Annotated in this window: 19 protein-coding genes; 7 read left to right on the top strand and 12 right to left on the bottom strand. The window is 70.5% G+C overall.

Annotated features, from left to right (window positions below):
* Window positions 1–21 precede the first annotated feature (21 nt).
* From ileS to GTY96_RS12830, 8 genes are all read right to left on the bottom strand, one after another.
* Entirely contained in the window at window positions 22–2,916 is a 2,895-nt protein-coding gene (ileS, locus tag GTY96_RS12865; protein WP_161664874.1) for an isoleucine--tRNA ligase, read from the bottom strand.
* 53 nt (window positions 2,917–2,969) lie between these two features.
* Window positions 2,970–3,251, bottom strand: coding sequence for a hypothetical protein (locus GTY96_RS12860; RefSeq protein ID WP_143906172.1), 282 nt, complete (start codon window positions 3,249–3,251; stop codon window positions 2,970–2,972).
* A 30-nt stretch (window positions 3,252–3,281) separates the two neighbouring features.
* The gene (locus tag GTY96_RS12855) at window positions 3,282–3,971 is read right to left on the bottom strand and encodes a hypothetical protein (RefSeq protein ID WP_161664873.1); all 690 of its coding nucleotides are present in this window, start codon (window positions 3,969–3,971) and stop codon (window positions 3,282–3,284) included.
* Between the two features lie 11 nt (window positions 3,972–3,982).
* Entirely contained in the window at window positions 3,983–4,312 is a 330-nt protein-coding gene (locus GTY96_RS12850; RefSeq protein WP_143906176.1) for a hypothetical protein, read from the bottom strand.
* 1 nt (window position 4,313) lies between these two features.
* Window positions 4,314–5,312 carry a pilus assembly protein gene (locus GTY96_RS12845; RefSeq protein WP_201756027.1) on the bottom strand — a complete coding sequence of 333 codons (999 nt, stop codon included), beginning with the start codon at window positions 5,310–5,312 and terminating at the stop codon, window positions 4,314–4,316.
* Window positions 5,312–6,979, bottom strand: a complete 1,668-nt coding sequence (locus tag GTY96_RS12840) for a pilus assembly protein TadG-related protein (protein ID WP_161664872.1) — start codon at window positions 6,977–6,979, stop codon at window positions 5,312–5,314. Before GTY96_RS12840 ends, GTY96_RS12845 begins: the two co-directional genes overlap by 1 nt.
* A 5-nt stretch (window positions 6,980–6,984) precedes the next feature.
* Window positions 6,985–7,791 carry a TadE/TadG family type IV pilus assembly protein gene (locus GTY96_RS12835; RefSeq protein ID WP_161664871.1) on the bottom strand — a complete coding sequence of 269 codons (807 nt, stop codon included), beginning with the start codon at window positions 7,789–7,791 and terminating at the stop codon, window positions 6,985–6,987.
* A 169-nt stretch (window positions 7,792–7,960) separates the two neighbouring features.
* A complete protein-coding gene (locus GTY96_RS12830; protein WP_186002092.1) occupies window positions 7,961–9,394 on the bottom strand; it encodes a sigma 54-interacting transcriptional regulator in 1,434 nt (477 codons plus the stop codon).
* A 77-nt stretch (window positions 9,395–9,471) separates the two neighbouring features.
* Here GTY96_RS12830 and GTY96_RS12825 point away from each other — a divergent pair, with 77 nt between their 5' ends.
* Window positions 9,472–10,491, top strand: a complete 1,020-nt coding sequence (locus GTY96_RS12825; RefSeq protein WP_143906185.1) for an ATP-grasp domain-containing protein — start codon at window positions 9,472–9,474, stop codon at window positions 10,489–10,491.
* Window positions 10,492–10,680: 189 nt separating this feature from the next.
* Window positions 10,681–11,352: a DsbA family oxidoreductase gene (locus GTY96_RS12820; RefSeq protein WP_143906186.1), complete on the top strand. Its 672-nt coding sequence runs from the start codon at window positions 10,681–10,683 to the stop codon at window positions 11,350–11,352.
* A 54-nt stretch (window positions 11,353–11,406) separates the two neighbouring features.
* On the opposite strand, the gene GTY96_RS12815 is transcribed toward GTY96_RS12820, so the two are convergent.
* Window positions 11,407–12,384, bottom strand: coding sequence for a hypothetical protein (locus GTY96_RS12815; RefSeq protein WP_161664870.1), 978 nt, complete (start codon window positions 12,382–12,384; stop codon window positions 11,407–11,409).
* 186 nt (window positions 12,385–12,570) lie between these two features.
* On the opposite strand from GTY96_RS12815, the gene GTY96_RS12810 reads away from it, so the two are divergent.
* From GTY96_RS12810 to GTY96_RS12800, 3 genes are all read left to right on the top strand, one after another.
* Entirely contained in the window at window positions 12,571–13,620 is a 1,050-nt protein-coding gene (locus GTY96_RS12810) for a hypothetical protein (protein ID WP_161664869.1), read from the top strand.
* 227 nt (window positions 13,621–13,847) lie between these two features.
* A complete protein-coding gene (locus GTY96_RS12805) occupies window positions 13,848–14,687 on the top strand; it encodes a carboxypeptidase regulatory-like domain-containing protein (protein ID WP_161664868.1) in 840 nt (279 codons plus the stop codon).
* Between the two features lie 149 nt (window positions 14,688–14,836).
* Window positions 14,837–16,816, top strand: a complete 1,980-nt coding sequence (locus GTY96_RS12800) for a sensor histidine kinase (RefSeq protein ID WP_161664867.1) — start codon at window positions 14,837–14,839, stop codon at window positions 16,814–16,816.
* On the opposite strand, the gene GTY96_RS12795 is transcribed toward GTY96_RS12800, so the two are convergent.
* Window positions 16,817–17,866 (bottom strand): TolB family protein, encoded by a 1,050-nt coding sequence (locus GTY96_RS12795; protein WP_407926976.1) that lies wholly within the window; start codon window positions 17,864–17,866, stop codon window positions 16,817–16,819.
* Between the two features lie 76 nt (window positions 17,867–17,942).
* Entirely contained in the window at window positions 17,943–19,565 is a 1,623-nt protein-coding gene (locus GTY96_RS12790) for a golvesin C-terminal-like domain-containing protein (RefSeq protein WP_143906196.1), read from the bottom strand.
* A gap of 433 nt (window positions 19,566–19,998) precedes the next feature.
* Here GTY96_RS12790 and GTY96_RS12785 point away from each other — a divergent pair, with 433 nt between their 5' ends.
* Entirely contained in the window at window positions 19,999–20,736 is a 738-nt protein-coding gene (locus GTY96_RS12785; protein WP_143906198.1) for a metallophosphoesterase, read from the top strand.
* A 196-nt stretch (window positions 20,737–20,932) separates the two neighbouring features.
* Window positions 20,933–21,514: a DUF2378 family protein gene (locus tag GTY96_RS12780; protein ID WP_143906199.1), complete on the top strand. Its 582-nt coding sequence runs from the start codon at window positions 20,933–20,935 to the stop codon at window positions 21,512–21,514.
* 39 nt (window positions 21,515–21,553) lie between these two features.
* Here the strand turns inward: GTY96_RS12780 and GTY96_RS12775 are convergent, their stop codons facing one another.
* Window positions 21,554–22,561, bottom strand: a complete 1,008-nt coding sequence (locus GTY96_RS12775) for a hotdog family protein (RefSeq protein WP_143906202.1) — start codon at window positions 22,559–22,561, stop codon at window positions 21,554–21,556.
* Window positions 22,562–22,596: the final 35 nt, after the last annotated feature.

Here is a 22,596-nt window from a genome sequence, read left to right as displayed (position 1 = left end):
TGCCCCGAATGATGTCTCACTTCAGGGCAAAGCCTCACGGCACTTGAGACACACGTCCCCGCCCTGCCCCACCTCTTCCGAGTACACCCAGCATCGGGGGCACTTCGCCCCCAGCGCGGGCAGCACCTCCGCGGACAGCGGCGCGCCCTCTCCAAACACCTGTGAAACATCCAGCGCCTTCGCCGCGACGGATGCCGTGTCCGCCACCTCCACCTGGCTCACGATGAACAGCCCGGGCAGCTCCGCGAGGTGCGCCTGGAGCAGCTCCTTCACCGCCCCACCCGCCGTCAGCACCACGCGCGCCTCCAGCGACGCGCCGATGCGCTTCTCCCGCCGCGCCGCTTCCAGCACGCCCTGCACCGCGCTCCTCACCGCGAAGAGCTTCGTGTAACGCGCCTCCAGCTCCGGCGGCATCGCGGCCCCTGCCTCCGCGAGGCCCGCCAGGAACACGCTCTGGGCGCGCTCGCCCGGCAGGTGCTGCCACGCCTCCTCCGCCGTGAAGCTCATCACCGGAGCCAACAGCGGCAGCAGCACCGTGAGCACCTCATGCAACACCGTCTGCGCACTCCGGCGCGCGGGCCCATCCGCCTTCGCCGTGTAGAGCCGGTCCTTCAGGATGTCGAAGTACACGGCTGACAAGTCATTGGCGCAGAAGTCCACCACCGTCGCGTACACGAGGTGGAACTCGTAGTCCTCGTACGCCTGCCGCACCCGCGCCGCCACCTGCGCCAGCCGTCCACGCGCCCACTGGTCCAACGGCGGCAGCGCATCCCCAGCCACCGCGTCCTTCGCGGGGTTGAAGTCGTGCAGGTTGCCCAGCGCGTAGCGCAAGGTATTGCGGATCTTCCGGTAGCCCTCCGACAGGCCCTTGAGGATGGCGTCCGACAGGCGCACGTCGTTGCGGTAGTCGCTCGCCGCCACCCACAGGCGCAGCACCTCCGCGCCGTACTGCTGGATGACCTTGTCCGGAGCCACCGTGTTGCCCCGGCTCTTGGACATCTTCTCGCCCTGGCCATCCACCACGAAGCCGTGCGTGAGACATGCCTTGTAGGGCGCCACGTCGCGAGTGCCCACCGACACCAGCAGCGACGAATGGAACCAGCCCCGGTGCTGGTCGCTCCCCTCCAGGAACAGGTCCGCCGGCACGCGCTGCCGCTTCTCCAGCACCGCGGACGCCATGCACGCCGAGTCGAACCACACATCCAGGATGTCCGTCTCGCGGTGGAACCCACCCGCGCCGCAACGCGGACACCGGAAGTCCTCTCCGAGGAAGTCCTTCACCGGCGTGCGGTACCACACGCCCGCGCCCTCCTTCTCCACCGCCGCCGCCACGCGCTCCATCACCTCGGGAGACACCACCGCGTCGTCGCACCCGTCGCAGTACGCGATGGGGATGGGCACGCCCCAGCTGCGCTGCCGGCTGATGCACCAGTCCGGGCGCCCCTCCAACATGCCCCGGATGCGCGACTGTCCCCAGGACGGCACCCAGCGCACCGTGTCCACCCGCTCCAGCACCGCCTGCCGGAAGGTCCGCGTCCCCTGGAACGGCGCATCCATGGGGATGAACCACTGATACGTCGCCGCCTGGATGACGGGTTGACGGCAGCGCCAGCAGTGCGGATAGCTGTGCGTGACCGTGTCCGCCTTGTCATTGAGCAGCGCCCCCCGCTGCACCAGCAGGTCCAGCACCACCGGGTTCGCGTCGAACACGCGCCTGCCCGCGAGCACCTCGCCCACCGTGTCGTCGTAGCGGCCGTCCGCGCGCACCGGGTTGTAGATGTCCAGGCCGTACGCGAGGCCGACCTCGTAGTCCTCCTGGCCGTGCCCCGGCGCCGTGTGCACCAACCCCGTGCCCGCCTCCAGCGTGACGTGCTCGCCCAGCACCACGCGCCCCTGCCGTGCGTAGAACGGGTGCTGATACGTCACGTGCTCCAGGTCCTCGCCCGTCACGTACGCGACGATGCGCGAGGGGTCCACCAGCGCGGGTGACGACACCTCGCCCGTGGGCAGCTGCACGTGCTTCACCGCCAGCTCGTCCGCCTTCACCTCCGCCAGCACCTTCGCCAGCAGGTCCTTCGCCACGCAGAGGACGCGGTCCTCCAGCCGGTAGAAGACGTATTCGAACGTGGGGTTCACCGCGATGGCCAGGTTGGCCGGCAGGGTCCAGGGCGTGGTGGTCCAGATGACGAAGGACACCCGCTGCCCCTGGAGCCGCGGCAGCCGATCCGCCAGCGAGGCCCCCGCGTCGAAGGCCACGTACACGGACGGAGACGTGTGCTCCGCGTACTCCACCTCCGCCTCGGCGAGCGCGGTCTGGTCCTGGAGACACCACGCCACGGGCTTCTTGCGCCGGTACAACATGCCCCTGCGCGCGAACGCGGCCAGCTCGCGCACCTCCTGCGCTTCATAGGAGAAGTCGAGCGTCCGGTAGGGCGCCTCCCACGAGCCGAAGACGCCGAGCCGCTGGAACTCCTGGCGCTGGATGTCCACGAACTCCAGCGCGTACTCGCGGCAGCGCTCCAGCAGCGCGTCGCGCGACAGGGTGCGCTTGTCCAGCTTCTGTTCCTTGAGGCGCTTCTCCACGGCCTGCTCGATGGGCAGGCCGTGGGTGTCCCAGCCGGGGATGAAGTCACAGGGGCGTCCGGAGAGGTTCCGGAACTTCACCACGATGTCCTTCAGCACCTTGTTGAGCGCATGCCCGGCGTGCAGGTGGCCGTTGGCGTACGGAGGCCCGTCCGCCAGCACGAAGGGCTCACCGCCCGCGTTCTTCGCGAGCAATTGCTTCCACACGCCGTGCTCCGCCCACCACGCGAGCAGGCGCGGCTCGAGCTGGCCCAGGTTCCCCTTCATGGGGAACTCCGTGCGCGGCAGGTGGACGGTGGTGTCGAGGTCCTTGCGGGAGGGGGCGTCGCTCATGGCTCCCGCGCCCGTAACACCCTCCCGCCGGTCCTTCAATCACACGCGCGGACTCAGTCGTCGTGGTCGTGCGCGTGAGGCGCGGACTCCGACTTGCCCTTGCCCTTGGGACACTTCTTGGCGCACTTCGCCTTCGTGTCCTGGAACCTCTTCGTGCAGCGGTCAGCGCACGTCTTGTCCTTGGCGGAGCACTTGTTCACACAGGCCTGGAGCGTGGAGCCCGCGTTGAGGGAGCACTTCTGGTCGCACGTCTGCGCGAGCGCCTGGGGCGCCACCAGCATGGCGCCCAGCGCCACCCATCCCCACCAGCCACGCATCGCGATTCGGGTCTTCATGTCGGTCACGTCTTCCCTCGTCCAGGAGCTTCACTCACCCGGAGACAACCCGTCATCCGGGAGCGCCGCGCGGCGCACCAACCGCACCGCCACCGGGCCTTCCCTGGTGACGCCCAGGTTGAGCGCGATCTCCTCGCTGGAGGACTTGAACACGCGCGGCTGGATCTCCTTGTAGCCCGCCTTGAGCAACTGCTCGCGGTAGAAGGCCTCCACGTCCGCGCTCGTCTTGCCGGACACCGTATAGCTCAGCGTGCGCGCGCCCTCCGTCTCCGCCGTCAGCACCTTGGAGGCGCCAGGGAAGAGCGGCAGCCCCGCGGGCTTGGGCGCCTTCGCGGCGCCCAGGTTCGCCTCCCCCAGGAACACCGTGGTGGTGCTGTCCGGGTTCACCTGGAGGATGGCCGTGTAGGAGATGAAGTTGCGCGTGTCGAGGGCGGTCACCATCGGCTCGCGGAACAACTGCGGCTGCTTGTAGGCCTCCGGCACCACGAAGCCCCAGGAGATGAACCGGTCCACCACGCTCTGGAGGATGGTCTGCGCCTTCTCCTTGCTGCGCACCGCCCGCAGCTTCACCGGCACGCCGTTGGCGTCCACCTGCCCCGGCACGTCCACCACGCTGACGGTCTGTGGAATCTCCCAGGTGAAGTTGGCCCGCTGGGCCCATGCGGGGCTGACCGCCCCCAGCGCCAGCAGCAGGACCGCCCCACGAATCGCGCGCCGCATCCAGCCCCTCCCTAGTGGTGCGAACGCGCGGCCTTGACGGACTTCGCCTTCTTCGGCCCCGTGTCGCCCTCCGCCTTGGGGCAGCGGGACTTGCACTGGTTGAACTGGGCCTGGAACTTCTGGGTGCAGCGCACGGAGCAGCTGCGGTTGCTGTCGGCCTTGGCGGAGCCGGGATCCCCGGGCGACGGGCACGCGCTGATGCAGGCCTGGAGCGTGTCCCCGTTCTTCGTCGCGCAGTCGGTGTTGCAGGAGTTGCTGTCCGCGCGCGCGGTGGACGCCGTCAGACACACGCCCAACACCAGCGCCAACACTCCACCCGACAGCAGGCTTCGCTTCTTCATCTCAACAATCCTTTCCCAGGAAGCAGCCACCGTTGCCGGTGCGCTCCAGATAGGAGATTCCGTAATGGGGGGTGGTGATGCCAATCATCGCGCCGGGCGTCGTGTTCCACAGGTTGCCCAGGGGCGCGGGGAGCATGAAGTACTGCATGAAGTTGGTCTCTTCTCCCGCCGCGCTCATCCAGAAGGTGTTCTCCCGCTGCATCAGCACCAGGGGGGGCAGCGGATTGTAGAAGAGGGCATCCATCGCCAGGAAGCTGGCGTAGGTCGGGATGGGCAGCGTGGTGGGCTCGTAGACGAGCTTCGTCGCCGAATAGAAGGGAACGTTGGTGCAGGGCACCGCCATGTCCTGGAACAACAGACAGGTGCTGGACTCCACCTCGTTCGACAGGCCCCAGTCATCCACGAGCATGGAGAAGCGGGCTCTGCAATTGCCGCCCACCGCGCGCCCCACGCCGCACACCTGGATGTTGGCGTGGACGGCATCCTGGTGCCGCTCCTTGTACAACCCACCCTCGCCCGGATTGTCCAGGAACGAGCTGGGCAGGTTCCACGAGCTCAGGTTCGCCTGCGAGCCGCACGAGGTGCCGCCCTCGTCGCGGTAGACCAGCCGGGTCAGGATGGGGCCGTTCCAGCCCAGCCCCCCGTTCCGGCGGCAATCGACGCGCAGGCCCGAGCCGCGGGTGAAGACCTGGGTGATGGTGTCGCCGTGGTTGACGGACGACAGCCCGTTGAAGTCCGCGTAACGCGCCTGGGCATCATCCCCCGCCCGCTGCATGGAGTCATGGGCCGAGCCGTAGTCCACGGGGATGTCGTGCATCTCTCCGTGCGTGCCGTTCCACAGGGCGGACACCGCGGCCTCCTGCACCTTCAGCGACAGGAAGCCCACCTCCGCGAAGTGGATGCCGAACACCAGGATGGTGATGAACAGCGTGACCCCGATGGCCGCCTCGACGATGGACTGGCCCCGGCCGTGCCGACGGTGACGAAGGATGTCGCGCATCACTGGAACCCCCTGAAGCCCACGCGCTGCAGTTCCCGGATCATCTGGGCGGAAGCCGGAGAGCTGGCGCCCAGGGCGTTGGCGGCGTCCGCCAGACCCGAGTTGTCGGTGTCCACCGGCACCAGCGTGGCGCGCCAGTACGGATTGAGCAGGTTGGGCGGCTCGCTCCAGTGGGAGAAGCTCAGGCTGCGGCCCCGGTGGTAGTAGGCGATGCCCGTGGACAGCGCCGTCTGGATGCCCAGCGGCGTGCCGTCCGCCATGGTCGCGCTGCGGTTGTCGAACTTGCCCGCGTTCGGATCCGGGTTGTTGTTCTCGAAGCGGAAGCGGAACGCCAGGTTCCACGGGTCCTGCTGCGCCGCGGGCATGTTGCTGCGGTCGCGCTGGATGACCGCGAAGTTCTTCGGCTGCCCGAAGTTGTTGCCCTCGCCGTTGGGCCACAGCTCCAGCAGGTTGTAGTCCATGAAGGGCGGCCAGATGCCCGGGCAGCTCGACACGCCGCCCAGGCAGGGAACCAGCATGTGACGCGCCATCGCCGCGGGATCCGCGCCGCCCAGCCACATATGCGTGGGCGTGGGCATGATGCCGCCGGAGGCCGCCACCTGCGCGTAGGCCGGCAACGAACCGCCCACCGCCACCGGACACGGCGGGCCGCCACCGTGCGCGATGTGGTTGTAGAGGTAGACCACGATGCTCGCGTCCTCGGCCGTCACCGCGGGGGCATAGGGCGGAAACAGCGGGTACTGGAGCACCGGCTTGCCGAAGTAGCCCGTCCCCTCGCCTTCGACGACCGCGGCGATGTCCGGCGGCATGATGACGAAGGCCAGGTTCGCGTCGTGCGCCGCGTAATCCATGATGGTGCGCGACGTGACGAAGTGGAACCCGCGGCTGCCCATGGCCGCGTCCACGCTGTGGGCCACCGTCAGCGGCAGCGGGTCACAGACCGCGCCGCTGCCCGCGCACATCGTGTTGTTCGCCAGCTCGTTCCTGGAGACGTTGCCCGCCGAGGGCGCGCGCCACCCCGCGTCGCGCGGGTTCTGCCCCGAGGTCAGGTCGCCCAGGATGTCATTGGCGAAGCCCTGGTCACCCACCTTGCCCTGGAGGTCCTTGAAGTCCGCCAGCGCGGAGGCGTAGAGCGCGCCCGCGGCCAGCTGGTGCAGGCGCATCTGCAAGCCCACCATTGGATCCAACGACTGGAACACCGCCTCCACGCGCATGTCCTCGCGCTGGAGCGTGCTCATCAGCCGGCCCAGGTCCGTCACCCCGCGGATGCCGCACTGGCACATGCGCGCGCAGAAGCCGTTGCTCCAGGCGCACGGGCACCCGGCGGTGGCGAACGCCTGGTAGACGGGCAGCCAGGACGCGTAGCCGAACTTCGCCGCGTTGAGCTCGCCCCGGTAGAGGCTCGCCCAGCTCAAGAGGCTGGCCGCGCCGGCGTTCGCCACCATGTGGGCGATCTCCGAGCGGTTGATGACGGCGATGGTGTTGAACGTGCGCGCGGTGGCCACCGCGTTGGAGTACGCCGCCGCGTCCGCCACCGTCTGGACCTCGATGCGCTCGCGCACCTTCATGGTGAACGACAGCGTGAGGACCACCATCAGCACCAGCAGCAGCATGCTGAGGACGAACAGCACCAGGGTCTGACCGCGCTGGGCGGGGGAGCGCTTCATGGAGGTCACCGGGGACAGTTCATGGTGGCGAAGAAACGCGCCTTCACGGGCGTCATCATCCGCATGGTGAACGTCGTGATGATGGGGAAGACGTACTGCCGGGAGTTCACGCGGTCCGCCAGCTCCGCCGCCAGCTCGCCGTCCAGCACGTGCGACGGCGACACCTCGCCCGCGTTCCAGTTGGCGTTGCGCTCGGCGACGAGCAGCGGGTTCGCGTCCGTGTACGGACGCAGGCCGAAGTGCGCCAGGAACATGCGCGACATCACCCAGTTGGCGAACGGGATGCGCAGCGGGTACCAGAACACCAGCTGCACCTCCAACCGCCGCAGGTGCCCCGGACGGTCGAAGTCGCTGTCCTCCGGGCTGTCCACCCCGCCGCCCGCCAGGTCCCGGAGAATCCACACGATGCTGCGGTTGTGGATGCCGTCCAGGCCGGGCCCCGGCGCACCCGAGCCCGCGTAGCGGTTGTTCATCCGCGCCGCGAAGGCGTTCGCCAGCAGCCGCGGCCCATCCCCACCCGCGCCATGGCCCAGCGGACCGTTCAGCGACCCCGTCCCCTGCCCCATGAACGAGTGGAATGTCGGGATCAACGCCAGGATGGCCGCGTGGGTCATCCGCTCGCAGTCCCCGTGCGCCACACTGCCCGCGCGTGTCGCCCGGAAGGCCGCGTAGTGCGTCATCACCCGCGCCTGCATCATCAGGAAGAGCTGCAACGCGCCCAGGATGAGGAACACGACCAGGGGCAGCGACAGCGCCGCTTCCACCAGGGCCTGGCCGGACTCTCCTGCTTCACGGGGGGAACGTGCGCTCATGCGGGGAAGCATCCTGCGGGACGGGGGAGTCACGCAGTATCCGTCAAGTGACCGCCGACACACCGTGTCGGCGTCAGGGGGGTCTTGGATTGTCGCAGAGGATGGGCCCAGTGGAAACTTCCTGGGACGTGACATTTCCTGTGAGGGAAAACCGTGTGACGCCGATGTTTCAGCGGGGTTTCAGGCCCTTGGCGTCGAGCTGGTACTTCTTCACCAGCCGTTCAATGGACTTGCGGTGGAGGCCGCTCTCCCGGGCGGCGCGGGACAGGTTGCCCTCACAGCGAGTGAGGACGCTGGTGACGTACTCGCGCTCGAAGTTCTCCAGGAGCTGCTCCTTGGCGTCCTTGAAGGCCAGGTGCTCGTTGAAGGGCAGGGGCCCCTCCCGGGCCTGGCCCCGGACGCGGGGGGGCAGGTGGGAGGGGAGGATCTCCTCGCCCTCGGAGAAGGTCAGCACGTGGGAGAGGACGTTCATCAGCTCGCGCACGTTGCCGGGCCACGCGTAGGCCATCAGCAGGCCCAGGGCCTCCGCGCAGAAGCGCTTGCGGCCGTGCTTCTCCACCACCTCCGGCTCCGCCAGGGCCTGCTTGAGGATGAGCGGGATGTCGTCGCGGCGCTGGCGCAGGGGCGGCAGCTGGATGTGGATGACGGACAGGCGGAAGTAGAGGTCCTCGCGGAAGTTGCCCGCGGCGATCTCCTTCACCAGGTCGCGGTGGGTGGCGGCGATGACGCGGCAGTCCACCTCGATGACGTCGTTGCCGCCCACCCGGCGCACCTCGCGGTTCTCCAGCACCCGCAACAGCTTGGGCTGGAGGTCCAGGCGCAGCTCGCCCAGCTCGTCCAGGAAGATGGTGCCCCCTTGCGCGCGCTCGAAGGCGCCGGGGCGGCTGGACGTCGCGCCGGTGAAGGCGCCCTTCTCGTGGCCGAACAGCTCGCTCTCGATGAGGTTCGGGGGGATGGCGCCGCAGTCCAGCACCACCATGGGGCCCTTGCGGCGGATGGACAGCTCATGGATGGCGCTGGAGACCAGCTCCTTCCCGGTGCCCGTCTCCCCCTGGATGATGACGGAGACATCCATGGGCGCGATGCGCTTGATGAGCCCGAACACCTGCCGCATCTTCACGCTCTGGCCCACCATGCCGCACAGCTCGCCCTCGCGGTCGGGCTCCACCGCCACCTCTTCGTCCAGGGGGGCGAAGGTGATGACGGAGGAGCCGGCGCGGATCTGCGAGCCCGGGGACAGGTAGGCCCGCTCGATGCGCCGGCCATCCAGGAAGGTGCCGTTGGTGGAGTTCAGGTCCACCAGCAGGTAGCCGCGTTCGGTGTGCTGGACCTCGAAGTGGTAGCGGCTCGCCGTGCGGTCCTCCACCAGCACCAGGTCGTTGCCCGGGTGGGCACCGCAGCGCAGCCGCTCCTTGTCGCTGGCCATGGAGCGCCCGGTGTCCGGCCCCGACGTCACCAGCAGCCGGCACTTGTGCAGCTTCACGGTGGCGCGCGGATCCACCACCAGCGTTTCGCCCAGCAGGGGGGACTGGGAGGACAGTTCGAGTCCGACGTCTCCTGGGTTGGTGTGGATGTCGTCGGGGTGCGGGTTCGGGGCGGTCATCAGTGAACGCGAGGATAGCAAAGGGTGCCCATGCGCCGTGCCTCCACGCCCGTGCGTGCTAGTGTCACGCGCCTCGCATGCCCCCCCGAAAAGCCCAGCCGAAGAAGGCGCCGGTCCCCCCTGGCGCACAGGCACCCGAGCGCGGTGACGCACCGCGACCGCGCAGGCCCCGCGCGAAGAAGACGGTGGCCATCCTGTCCCGCAAGCGCTCGCTCTACTCGACGCGCCGGCTGGTGGAGGCCATCAAGGCCCGGGGCCACCGGCCGCTCGTCTTCGACACGCTGCGCTGCTGCCTGCTGCTGGCGCAAGGCCGTCCCCGCATGACCTACCGCGGCGCGGAGGTGAAGGGCGTGGACGTGGTGATCCCCCGCATTGGCGCCTCCATCACCGCGTATGGCCTGGCGGTGGTGAACCACTTCGAGATGATGGACGTGCCGGTGCTCAACCCGCCCACCGCCATCGCGCGCAGCCGCGACAAGCTCCGCGCGCTCCAGTTCCTCGCCCGCGCGGGCCTGGACATGCCCCGCACGGTGATGGCGCACGACCGAGGCAACGTGCGCAAGCTGGTGCAGGAGGTGGGCGGCCTGCCCGTCATCATCAAGCTGATCAAGGGCACCCAGGGCGTGGGCGTGATGATCGCCCACACGCTGCCGGAGGTGCAGACCATCCTCGACACCTTCTGGGACCTGGGACAGGAGATCGTCCTCCAGGAGTTCGTCGCGGAGAGCGAGGGCCGCGACGTGCGCGCGCTGGTCGTGGGCGACACGGTGGTGGGCGCCATGCGCCGCAAGGCGAAGAAGGGCGAGTTCCGCTCCAACATCCACCGCGGCGGCGAGGGCCGCGCCATCATCCTGCCCCCCGCCTACGTGGAGGCCGCGGTGAAGGCGGCGCGCATCATCGGGCTGGAGGTCGCGGGCGTGGACATGCTGGAGGGCCGTGAGGGTCCGCGCCTGATGGAGATCAACTCCAGCCCCGGCTTCGAGGGCCTGGAGGGCGCCACCGGCCAGGACATCGCGGGCACCATCGTCGAACACGCGTTGGTGTACGCGGGGACCCGGGGCAACGCGTTGCAGGCGCGGGCAGGCCGCGCATCCTGAGGGTTGTATGAAAGCAGGCACGCGAGCAGCGCCGGTGTGCCTGCCCGCCTGCTTCATGGCATGCGTGCGACGGTTCACGGTGCGCACGGCGCCTTGGATGCTCCTCAGGAATACGGGAATGCATCGCGGCGCGGATTGTCCGGGGGTGTTGGCAGCGACGGGGATGCGCCTCTAATCTGGCGACCCCCGATGAAAACGCTGCACAAGCCGCTGCAGATCACCGTCTACCAGGATGTGCTTTGCGCCTGGTGCTACCTCGCCGACCAGCGGTTGGATGTGCTTCGCCAGGAGTTCGGCGACGCGGTCCGCTGGAGCGTGCGTCCCTATCCCCTGCGTCTGCACGATGTGCTGCCCACGGAGCGCGAGGTGCGCGGGCTGGTGGAAGAGGTGAAGCGCGCGCAGCGCGAGACCGACCCCTCCGCCGCGCTGCTCTCCACGGACCTGTGGCTGGGGGGAGATCCGCCCCGCTCCAGCGTGCCGGCGCTGGCGGCGCTGGAGGCCGCGCGGTTGCAGGGGCCGCAGGCGCGGGCCTTCCTCGCGCGGGCCATGCAGCGCGCCGCGCTGGAGCAGGGCGTCAACGTGTCGCGTTCGGACGTGGTGTTCGAGCTGGCGTCGCGCGTGGGCCTGGCCATGAACCAGTTCTCCGCGGCCTTCCGGTCGGAAGAGACGCGCCGGCTCATCTACGACGAGCACCGGCTGGCCGGCAGCCGGGGCGTGCGAGGCGTCCCCACGCTGGTCATCGGTGGCCGCTGGATGCTGTGCGGCCTGCGTGAGCTGTCCGAGTACCGCGAGCACATCCTCGCGTGCCTGGGCAAGGTCGTGGCGCCCCGCTCCGGCTCCTCCGAACGGCTGGTGCACTGATCCACGCCGGCGCGCCTTCGCCCCTTTCGCGAAGGCGCCTCTCCCGTCCGGTGCTCAGCCCGGATGCGGCCCCGAGGCCTCGTCCCGCGGCGAGCGCAGGGCCAGGAACATCCCCGCGATGAGCAGCTGGGTCAGGGCCATGGCGGGAACGAGCCCCACGCAGCACAGGCAGAAGCCCGCGAGCAGGAGGATGTTGATGATGAGGATCATGCCCAGGATGGGGAGGCGCTCGCCCCGGACGTAGTCCCAGCAGCGACGCAGCACCTTCCAGGGGGACGGCGGCGCCTCTTCGTACGCGAGCTCCGGCTGGAGGAAGTACAGCGGCAGGGCGACGTAGATGAGCGGGACCAGCAGCGCCATCACGGCCAGGGCCAGCAGCCCCAGCAGGGGCGAGACGGAGCGCCAGACCTCCGCCATCGGCGTGGTCGTGGTGACACCTGACAGCGCGAGGAAGCCCATGCCGGCCAGGACCACCAGGAGCGTCATCGGAACCAGCACCAGGATGGTGACGAGCAGCATCGTCAGCGTGTAGGGCAGCACCTTGTGCATCTGGCTGAAGAGGCGCTCCAGGTCCGCGCGCCGGCCGTTCAGCACGTCGAAGCACATCCGCATGAGCCCCAGCTGCACCAGGCCCTGCACCGCCCACTGCGCCACGAAGGCCACTCCGCCCAGCACCATCGCGACGCTCTCGCTTCCCACCGCGGAACCGATGCCCGTGCCCACCTGGACCATCAGTTGCGCGCCGCCGGACACGCCGATGGAGATCAACGCCCCCAGCGACAGCATGCCCCACTCGCGCTTGAACAACGGCCAGCACACCGCGAACAACCCACCGATGCTCCAGGTCTCCCGGGTCAGCGGGAAGGCGGCGCTGAAGCGCTCGCGGCACGCGGGGCAGCGCGGCGAGGTTCCGCCCTGGCTGCACACGTCACACATGAAGTTGCCGCACCGCGCGCAGGTGCCCGAGGCTCCCTGCTCCGGGTGCAGCGCGCAGGACGCCCCCATCCCGCGGTCGAAATCCGCATCCGACATCCGTTCTCCTCCCCAGGGACGGCCCCCGGAGGCCGCGCGCCGTGCGTCATATCAGGTGGGCCCCTCCCCTCCTCCCAGGGCGGGCGGCCCGCCGGGATGAATTAAACGGGCGCCGGTCCGTCGGACGGCACAGAGGTTGCGGAGCGGGACGCTTTGGGGGTCCACTTCCGCGACAGGAGACTCCTCATGAACCGTTTGCTCGCCCTGGTCGTCCCCCTCGCCCTGCTCATGGGGACCGGCTGCGTCGTCGAGGCCCACTCCCACCGCCCGGTCCGGCGCGTGGCCTACGTCGCGCCCGTGGCGCAGTACCGGTTCGCTGGCGCCCACCCCGTCCCCGACGACTACGGCGGCGGCTGGTGCCCGGAGGACTACAACCACGTCCACGACTACCAGCCGCCCCAGGCGTCCTACGTGTACACGGACGACGTCTACTATTACCGGGGCCCGACGGTCGTCTGGTACTGGGACTACCACCCCATCCCCAGCGGCGGGTACTGCAACTTCCACGGGCGCCACCAGCACGACTTCTACCCGCAGGGCTCGTGGGGCGCGGGCTACTCCTACGACCGCGGCAGCCGGGGCTACCGCTGGAGCAACACCCACGCGGCCTCCGCCGGGTATGGCCGCAACAACGCCACCCCCTCGCGGCCCGCTCCCGCTCCCGCCCCGGCCCCCAGCAACGTGGGCCGCCGTCCGCCCCCGGGCGGCACCGGCACCGGGGCCCGGCCTCCCAGCAGCTCCGGTGGCTGGGGCCGCAGCAACGCCGCCCCCGCCGCGAGCAGCTCGCGTGACGACGACAACAACAACAGCCAGGGTGGCGGGTGGAACACCCCGGCCAGCAAGAGCCGCGACGACGACAACGACAACAACTCCCGTGGCAACAGCGGCGGCTGGGGCAACAGCGGGAGCAGCAGCAGCAGCAGCAGCAGCAGCAGCGGCAACAGCGGCAACAGCGGGAGCAGCAGCAGCGGAAGCAGCGGCGGCGGTTGGAGCAGCCCCAGCGGCAGCAGCAATAGCGGGAGCAGCGGCCGGAGCAGCAGTGGCAGCAGCGGTGGAAGCAGCAGCGGCGGCGGTTGGAGCAGCCCTGGCAGCAGCGGCGGCGGAAGCAGCGGCGGCCGGAGCAGTGGCAGCAGCGGTGGAAGCAGCGGCGGTGGAAGCAGCAGCGGCAGCAGCGGTGGCGGCTGGAACACGGGCAAGGGCTCCAGCTCCTCCGGCAAGGGAGGGACGCGCTGGTAGGCGCTCCGCCTCTCCCCTGCCGCTCCTCGCGTGAGACTCCCCGGCACCGGGCGCGGCCTTCCGTCCTCCACGGAAGGCAGGCTCCCGGTGCCGACGTGTTTTCAACACCGGGAGCCCCCGGTGTCTGGTGGGTCCGGCCCCGTGGCCCACCGAGGCGTCGTGAAGGGGACGAACGGCGCCCCGGGACGGATTGCGATCCCCCGGTGCCGTGAAGAGGTTGCAGCGCGATGAAACACTACATTCGGGCGGCGGGTGGTGCCGTGCTGGGCCTGTGGGTGATGGCCTGTGGCGACGGCGGCTTCACACCGGACCCCGGCGTGCGGACCGAGGACGCCGAGGCGGTGGATCTGGAGAACCTTCGCATCCTCGTGAGCGGTGAGGCTCACGTGTTCCCGGAGGCCACGGCCACGGGCATCCCGCTCGGCGGGATGGCGCTCACCGCGGAGGAGCCCCTGCGCGTGGCCGTCAACGACTCGGCCGCCACGTTCGGCACCGGGCAGGTGTCCGACGACGGCACCTTCCGCATCACCGACGTGCCCGTGCGCGACGTGCACCAGGGGCTCGGGGTGGGACTCGCGCATGAGGGCTTCGTGCGCAGCACCACGATTGTCTACGACACGGCCTTCACCGGCACCCGCCCGCGCACGGACATCATCGACGCGCGCGTCTGGGCCCTGCCCGTGGCCTTTGTCGACCAGTTGGGCGCCGCCGTGGGTGCGCAGCGCCTCCTGAGCCACACCGGGGACCCCGCCGCCACACTGGCCACCGCGGGCTTCGTGCTCGGGCGCGTGGTGGACGCGAACGGCCAGCCCGTGAGCGGGGTGCGCGTGGCGCTCGACCGGAGCGACCTGACGGACCGCGTCTACTACCTGTCCCAGGACCTCGCGTCCGTGAACACGACAGGCACCGCGGCCCAGGGGCTGTTCCTCTTCGTGCACTCCGGCTTCGGCGTGTCGTCCTTCCAGCTGTCCGTGGAGGGAATGGACGCCTACGTCCCGCGCAACGTCGACGCGGGCCCGGGCATGGGCGTCGTGCTCACCGTGTATCCAGGCCGATACGCGCCCTGACGGCGCTCGATACTGCGGACGGCCCTGCCTAGGGCGGACACGCGCCCAACCCTGGCGTCGCATTGCCGGAGAACCCCTCAAGACGTGATGTTGTGGCAGGATGCAGGGCTGGCGTTCCGGGGGGGACGCGGACGATGAGCGGCCGATCCATGCCACCAAGCACGGCGTTGGCCCGTGCCCTTGCGCGCAGCTCCGCGGCGGCCTCCTGTCTGGTCGGCCTGCTGGTGCTGGTGGGCTGGGCGTTGGATGTCATGGTGCTCAAGTCCATGGGCGCCGCGCTCCCCGCCATGCGCCCCAGCGCCGCGCTGGGCCTGCTGCTCGGGGGCGCCGCGCTGGGCCTGCGCCTGCCGGCCGCCACCAGCGTCCACCGCCACCGGCTGGGCACCCTCCTGGCGCTGAGCACCGCCCTGCTGGGCGCGGCGAGCCTCGTGGACGGCGTCATCACCGGGGGCAACGGCGGCCTGGACGCGATGTTCCTGCACCTGCTGGGGGAGGACGGCTTCGCGCCTCCTGGCATCCGACCGTCGCCGCTGACGGCGCTGTGCCTGATGCTCCTGGGCCCGGCGCTGGCGCTGGTGGACCGGGGCCACACCCAGCGGCTGTCCTGGTCGGACGCGCTGGTGGCGCTCACGCTGATGGCGGCGCTGCTGGGCCTCAACGGCTTCCTGCTGGGGCCGCTGGTGACGCCCGCCGCCGTGCCGTTCTTCCAGGAGCGCAGCATGGGGCTGCACACCACCTGCGTGTTGATGCTCCTGGGCGTGGGCACGCTGTGCGCCCGGCCGCACCTGGGGCTGATGGCGCGGCTCACCCGGGACACGCTGGGAGGCTTCGTGGCGCGGCGGCTGGTGCCGGTGACGCTGCTGGGGCCGCCGGTGCTGGGGCTGACGCTGGTGGTGATGCACCTGACGGGCGGGCTCAGCCACGACGCGAAGTTCCCCCTCTTCGCCACCGTGGTGGCCGCCGGTGGCGCCACGCTGGTGCTGCTGGCGGCGCGGGCGCTGGACGTGATCGACACCGAGCGCATGCGGGCCACCTCCGCGCTGGCGGCCTCCGAGGAGCGCTTCCGCACCTTCCTGGACACCGCGCCGGATCCCATGGTGGTGGTGGACGCCACCGGCCGCGTGCGCTTCGCCAACGCGGAGGCCGAGCGCGTCTTCGGCTACCGGCGGGAAGCGCTGCTGGGGCGCGACGTCGCGCTGCTCGTCCCCTCGGGGCTCCGCGCCGCGGCCTCCACGGGGGACACCCCCGGGAACAGCACCGGCGGGCGGATGGTGTCCGGCCAGCGGCAGGACGGCACCTGCGTGCCGCTGGAGGTGCGGCTGAGCCCGCTGGAGGGCGAGGACGACGCCACGCGCATCGCCATCCTGCGCGACGTCACCGAGCGCCGCGACCTGGAGAAGCTGCGCGAGGAGTACGTGGGGCTCATCTCCCACGACCTGCGCAACCCGCTGAACACCATCAACCTGCGCGCCCACCTGCTCCAGCGCGCGCTGCACGAGCGCAAGCTGGAGCGCGAGGGCCACATGGCCCAGGCCATCATCCACAACGTGGAGTGGATGAGCACGATGATCGAAGAGCTGCTGGAGGGCTCGCGGCTGGAGTCCGGCCGGGTGAACCTGCGCCGCGAGCCGCGCGACCTGGGCCGCTTCCTGGAGGAGGTGCTGGAGCGCGACGTGCCCCCCGACGCACGCGAGCGCTTCCGGCTGCACCTGGCGGATCCGCTGCCCCCTGTCCCCATGGACGCGGCGAGGCTGGAGCGCGTGGTCACCAACCTGCTGACGAACGCCCTCAAGTACAGCCCCCAGGGGACGCCCGTGGACGTGCGCCTGTCCGCCGTGCACGACCAGGCCGTGGTGTCGGTGAGCAACCAGGGCGCGGGGCTGTCCCCCCGGGACGCGGCGCGCCTGTTCGACAAGTACTACCGCACGGAGGACGGCCGCTCCGCGGACGGCAAGGGCCTGGGCCTGGGGCTCTACATCAGCCGGCTCATCGTGGAGGCCCACGGCGGCCACATCTGGGTGGAGAGCGAACCGGACCGGGGCGCCACCTTCTTCTTCAGCGTGCCGCTGGAGGTCCCCTCCGCCCGGCCGGAGTCCGACTCCGAGCCCCTGCGCCAGCGCGCGAGCTGATCACCGCGGGACGAACCAGCGCGGCAGCCAGTCCGCGCCCTTCGCCGTGGTGAGCCGCGTCTGGCCCGTGCCATCCGGGCGCATCAGGTACAGGTCCGTGTCGCCCTCGCGCTCGGAGACGAACACCAGCGCCTTGCCGTCCGGGCTCCACGCCGGCATGTCGTCGCGGTGCGCGCCGTCCGTCAGCGCCACCGGCGTGCCCCCCGCGACGTCCGCCACCCAGATGCGGCTCTTCCCATCCGGGTGCCGCGCCACGTACGCCACGCGCTGGCCGTCCGGACTGAAGGCCGGCTCACGCTCGTCGCCCGCGAAGCCTTCGCCGGACAGGACGCGCAGGTCGGAGCCATCCGGGCGCACCAGGTACACGCGCTCCCTGCGCTCGCGGTTGCTCACGAACAGGAGCCACTTGCCGTCCGGACTCCACTGCGGCGTCCGGTCCTCCAGGTAGAAGGTGGTGATGCGGCGCGGCTCGCCCGTGCCGTCCGCGCGGTAGACGTAGACCTCCGGGTCTCCCTCGCCGCTGCACACGCACGCCACCTCGCGGCCGTCCGGGGACACGGCGGGCTCGAAGCAGCCCTCCTTCACGTGCGTCAGCCGCGTGTCCACCGCGTCCGCCGTGGGCTGCACGCGCACCACGTCGCTGAAGCCCTGCGCGTCCGACTCGGCCACCAGCCACTTCCCATCCGGACCCCAGCTCGCGTTGCGCGCGCGCGTCCGGGGCGGATGCAGCGCCACCGCGGGGCCTCCATCCAGCGGCTGCACGCGCAGCTGCTGGAAGACGCGCCCGTTCGCCTCCCCCGACGCCACCACCAGCAGCGACCGTCCCTCGGGAGAAGGGGGGCCCGGGTATTCGTCCTCCGGCGCGGAGGTGATCCGCGCCTCCTGCCCGTCCGGCGTCACCCGCCAGACGTCCTTCTGTCCCGCCCGTTCCGAGAGGAAGACGATGGCGCCCGGCAGGGCCCGCCGCTCCGCTTCCGTCAGGGCACCGGGCGCGGCCGGGGCCGAGCCAGCACCGCCGCAGCGGCCCTGGCACCCCAGCGCGCCCAACACCCCGAGCACGGCCCACCACCGCCGTGCCCGGAGGGACCCGGAACGCGACGTCCGTTCAAGGCCCCGTGGCGTCACGTCAGCGCACCCGGACCGCGTCCGCGATGACCACCGAGCCCGGCGCCTGCCAGCGGCTCAGCTGCACCTTGTTCCAGCCGGCGGTGAAGCTGTACGTGCCCAGCTGCACCCACTTGCCGCCGTTGGCCTGCTGGTTCACGGTCGCCGTGCCCAGGTTGGTGCCACCGGCGTTGAAGGAGATGAACGCCGCGGCCGAGGACCGGTTCGTGCCCGCCACCCACCACGCGTCCACCGTGCGCGTCTGCGCCGAGCTCAGGTAGAACCAGAACGTCGCCGGCTCGGAGACCGTGTCCGTGGACGCGAAGTAGTAGCCGCTGCCGTAGTAGCCCGCGCTCGTGCCCGCGGTCCACGTGCCCGTCAGCTCGAAGCGCGCCTTGGCCGCGTCGTTGTTGGCGCTGTTGCTGTCGATGATGATTTCACCGGACGGCGTCGCGGTGCCGCAGTAGCTGTTGATCTTGCTGAGGTACGACGACCACGGCCAGTTGGGACCCGGGTCCGTGCGCGTCGCGGGCTGAAGCTTGCCGTGCGCCACGATGTGGTAGCTGTCCTTGAGGATGGCGTTGTCGCGCGCGATGTCGCACGACAGCTTCGCGGACGCGTCGATCTGCCCGGCCGGGAAGGACGTCTGGCTGGCGTAGCCGCCGTGCTCGATGCCGATGGTGAAGTGGTTGGACTGGGTGCCGTTGAGCCAGCACTCCTTGTTGCTGTTGAGCGTGCAGTCGTAGTTCGCGCCAATGTGGTAGGCGCGGTTCGCCTCGCGCACCAGCTGCGAGATCTCGCTGCCGCTCTCGTTCACCACGTAGTGCGCGCTCACGCCCGCGGCGGTGTTGGTGAGCCAGCTCCAGCAAGAGGAATAGCTGCCCTCGCAGGTGTGGATGATGATCATCGACGGGTCGCCCGCCGCGCCCGTGGTGCGCGTACCGTAGTTGGTCGTGGGCGCCGGCCGCCAGATGGACGCGGCGTAGTCAGGGCCCGCGGCCAGCGCGCGCACCGGGGGACGCGCGAACTTCGCCTCCACCTGCACGGGCTCCAGCGACACCGCCACCGAGCCGTCCTGGTTGAGCGCCACCGCGCCCTGGTTGAGGACCGCGTACACGCCCCGGTGCACGTGCTCCGCCTGCGCGTCCGGGTCGCTGATGCCGCTCAGCCGCGCCACCACCGGCGCCCACGCCGCCAGGTCCCCACGCTCCACGTTCGCCTCGGTGGCCAGCTGGGACAGCCGGGCCGCGCCCGCGCGCAGGTTGGACAGCGCGTCCGTGCGCGCCGCCTCCGCCGTCACGCCAGCCAACGCCGCGCCCGCCTCCAGGTCCTCGCCACGCAGGGCCATCAGGCCGGACGCGGGCTGCTGGCCCGGAAACTCCTCCGTGCCCCGCACCATCTGCCAGCGCGTCTCCGTGTAGGAGACCGCCTTGAGCAGCTCCGCCGGGACGTTGAACTCCAGAGCGGCCTGCGCGAACAGCGGATCCAACTCACGCGGCAGCGCGCTGCCCGCCGTCTCCGCCCCGGGCTGCGACGGCGTCTCGGTGGGGGCGGGCGTCTCCTGGGGCTGCTGCGCCTGGGGACCGCACGCGGACAACACCAGGGCGGCGGCAGCCGCCGCGAAGGGATTGCGGAAGGATGACATGAGGGGGACTCCAAAAGTCGGGGGAGGGACTTCACGTCCGCCTCCGCGTTCCCACGAAGGCGTCTGGAGCCCTCCCTTCAGCACCCCGCGTGCCAGCCCCCGTCAGCCCCCCGCCCGCCCCCCGTTCGCCTCCAGGACCGGTGCATCCATGCTCCACCTGCTCAGGCCCCGAAATGCCCCCCTGGAACCCAAACACCTGAAATCATGTAATTACCTACATCCCAGAAGCCACTGTCCCGGGCCCTGAGAACACGTGGTGCACGCATGCTCCACTGACGTGTTGGAGGACATCCGAAACGTAACAACTTGATACATATCTTCCTGTATCTATTGATATTTTCAGCCTTGCCGGACCTCCTGAGAAGGCGGCCCAAGGGGCGGGGATGAGGGAAGGGCCGACACGGGGCGGGCCATCCGCTATGACGCCAGCATCATGCGGCTCTTCGGTATCGGCGACACGCACCTGCCCTCCACGCGGCAGAAGGACATGCACCGCTTCGGCTGGACGGACCACCCGCTCCCGCTGCAACGCGCGTGGGATGAGCGGGTGCGTCCGGAGGACGCGGTCATCGTCGCGGGCGACATCTCCTGGGCCACGCGGCCCCACGAGGTGATGGACGACCTGGCGTGGCTGGACGCGCGGCCGGGGCGCAAGGTGCTGGTGCGCGGCAACCACGACTACTGGTGGGGCGACTCCGCGTCCAAGCTGCGCAAGCTGCTGGAGCCGTTCCGCACGCTGGAGGGCTTCCTCCACAACAACGCGGTGGTGCTGGGGCCGTGGGTCATCGCGGGGACGCGGCTGTGGACCGCGCCAGAGGCCCCGCCCATGCCCGGCGGAGAGATGGGCGACGAGCCGTCCGACGCGGGCTACGTGGAGCGCGAGACGCGCAGGCTGGCCACGTCGATTGAGGACGCGCGGAAGAAGGAGCAGGCGCACCCCACGCCGCTCACGCGCATCGTCGCCGTGCACTTCCCCCCCGTGTACGCCAACGAGCGGCCCACCGCCTTCAGCGCCCCCATTGAAGCGTTCGCGCCCAAGGTCTGCGTCTACGGCCACCTGCACTCGAGCGGCATCCCGGCGGGCTTCACCGGCGACCGCGGCGGCGTGCGCTACGTGCTCGCGTCGTGCGACGCGGCCGGCTTCGCCCCGGTGCTGCTCGACGAGCGCTGACCGGCCCGGGGGCCATCCGCCACCAGAGAACCTGGGACCCGCGCGACCCACCACGTTGGCCCGCGCCCCCGACATGGGGCGTCGTGCCTGGGTGGCCAGTGGGCTGTGACGCCGGGTGAAGGCGCTTTGTCGACAGGCGGGAGTGTCCCGTTAAGCTGGACCCGGCTTCCATCCTGGGAAGCGAGGAGTGGAAGTCATGCCATCGGACAAGGCCGAACTCGCCGCGCGGATCGCCAGCCTCCAACCGGGGGACTCCATCCGCGGCCTCATCTTCAAGTCCGTCTTCGGCCTGGTGCAGCAGCACGCGGGCGCCATCGGGATGGAGAAGCTGCGCACGGGGGAGCTGGACCACGACTACGCGGAGCTGCGCTCGTACCCGGCGCGGGAGTTCCTCACGCTGATGTTCAACGCGGCGGATCTCCTGGAGGGGACGTTCGGTTCCGCGGAAGGGGTGTTCCACGCGTGCGGAGAGGTGAGCATCACGCGCTACTCCACCGGGCCGGGGATGCTGGTGTTCGGCATCATCTCCCGGGGGGACCCCCAGAAGCTCTTCGCGGGCGCGCAGATGGCGTACAGCGCGGCGGTGTCCTACGGCAACCGCGAGTACCTCACGACGGGGCCGAAGTCGGGCACCCTGCGGATGCGCCGGGACATGATGCCGCCCGCGTACCACGTGGGCATCCTCACCGGCTCACTCAAGGTCTTGGGCTTGACGGGCAAGGCCACCGCGAAGGCGCAGGGCATCGACCGCGTGGACTACGACATCCAGTGGAGCTGACGTGGGACGCGGGGCCGCGCGTCGCCCGAGCCGCCTGAATCAGTCGACCCGCGTGTAGGTCACATCCAGCTGCGCGACGACGCGCTCGCCCACCGCCGCCCAGCAGGCGAAGGTGTGGTCGGCGCCGCGGACGCGGGTGCGGTGCGCGCCGAAGACCACCTTCTGGCCCGCGTAGGCCAGGCTGTCCGCGGACAGCTTCACGTCCTTGGCCACGAAGCGGGCGCCGGGGCTCATCTCCAGCGAGCGGCCCAGCGTGGTCGCCATCCGCGTCATGCCGCCAGCGACGACGGCCACCGGCATCACCGGGTGCATGGCGAAGTGGCCCTTGCACAGCTCCGGGGTGACCACCAGCGAGGCGCTCAGGATGTCGCCCTCGTTGCGCCAGTCCTGCAGGTCCAGCGGCTTGCTGTACGGGTTCTGGCGCAGCTTGGCCCACTCCTCCGGGGTGCGCTGCACGGTGTCCGAGGGACGCGGCTCGCGGCGCATCTCCTGGCGGGCCTCGCCGAACAGGCGGGTGAACGCCGCCGCGGACAGCACGTTGTAGTCCACCTCCAGGCGGAACAGCGGCGTGCCGTCCGACGAGGACAGCAGCGTGCGCGCCGTGCAGGTGCGCTTGCCCGTGTACTCCGCCTGCGCCAGCGCCCAGAGCATGTCCGTGCCGCGCTCCTGCGCCGACGGCTGCAGCCACTGACCGCGCGCCGCGCTCGCCAGGTAGAAGTGCTGGCCGTCCTTGGGCGCCACCAGCGCCGCGCCGCACGACCCCAGGATGGCCAGGTGACGGCCCGCCTCGCCCAGGCCGATGGGCATCGCCTCCGCCTCCGACACCATCTGCACCGGAACGCGCGCCACCACCTCGCCCGGCAGCACCGTCACGTCCTTCAGCGCGAAGTACGGATCACGCACGCAGATGCGCGGGTACAGCTCCTGGGCGCTCAGCACCGTGTACGGCGCCGCCTCCGACAGAGGCATCAGCGGCTGCGTCACCCACGGCATGGCGGACTTCTGCACCGGCGACGACTGGGGGGCGGGGGCGATGGCCTGGAGCATGGAAGAGCTGACCTCGTTTCAGACGCCGGGTGTCG

The sequence above is a fragment of the Corallococcus silvisoli genome (assembly GCF_009909145.1).
Taxonomy (GTDB): domain Bacteria; phylum Myxococcota; class Myxococcia; order Myxococcales; family Myxococcaceae; genus Corallococcus; species Corallococcus silvisoli.
Note: the sequence above shows the minus strand (reverse complement) of the source record. Positions and strands in the feature narration are given on the sequence as shown.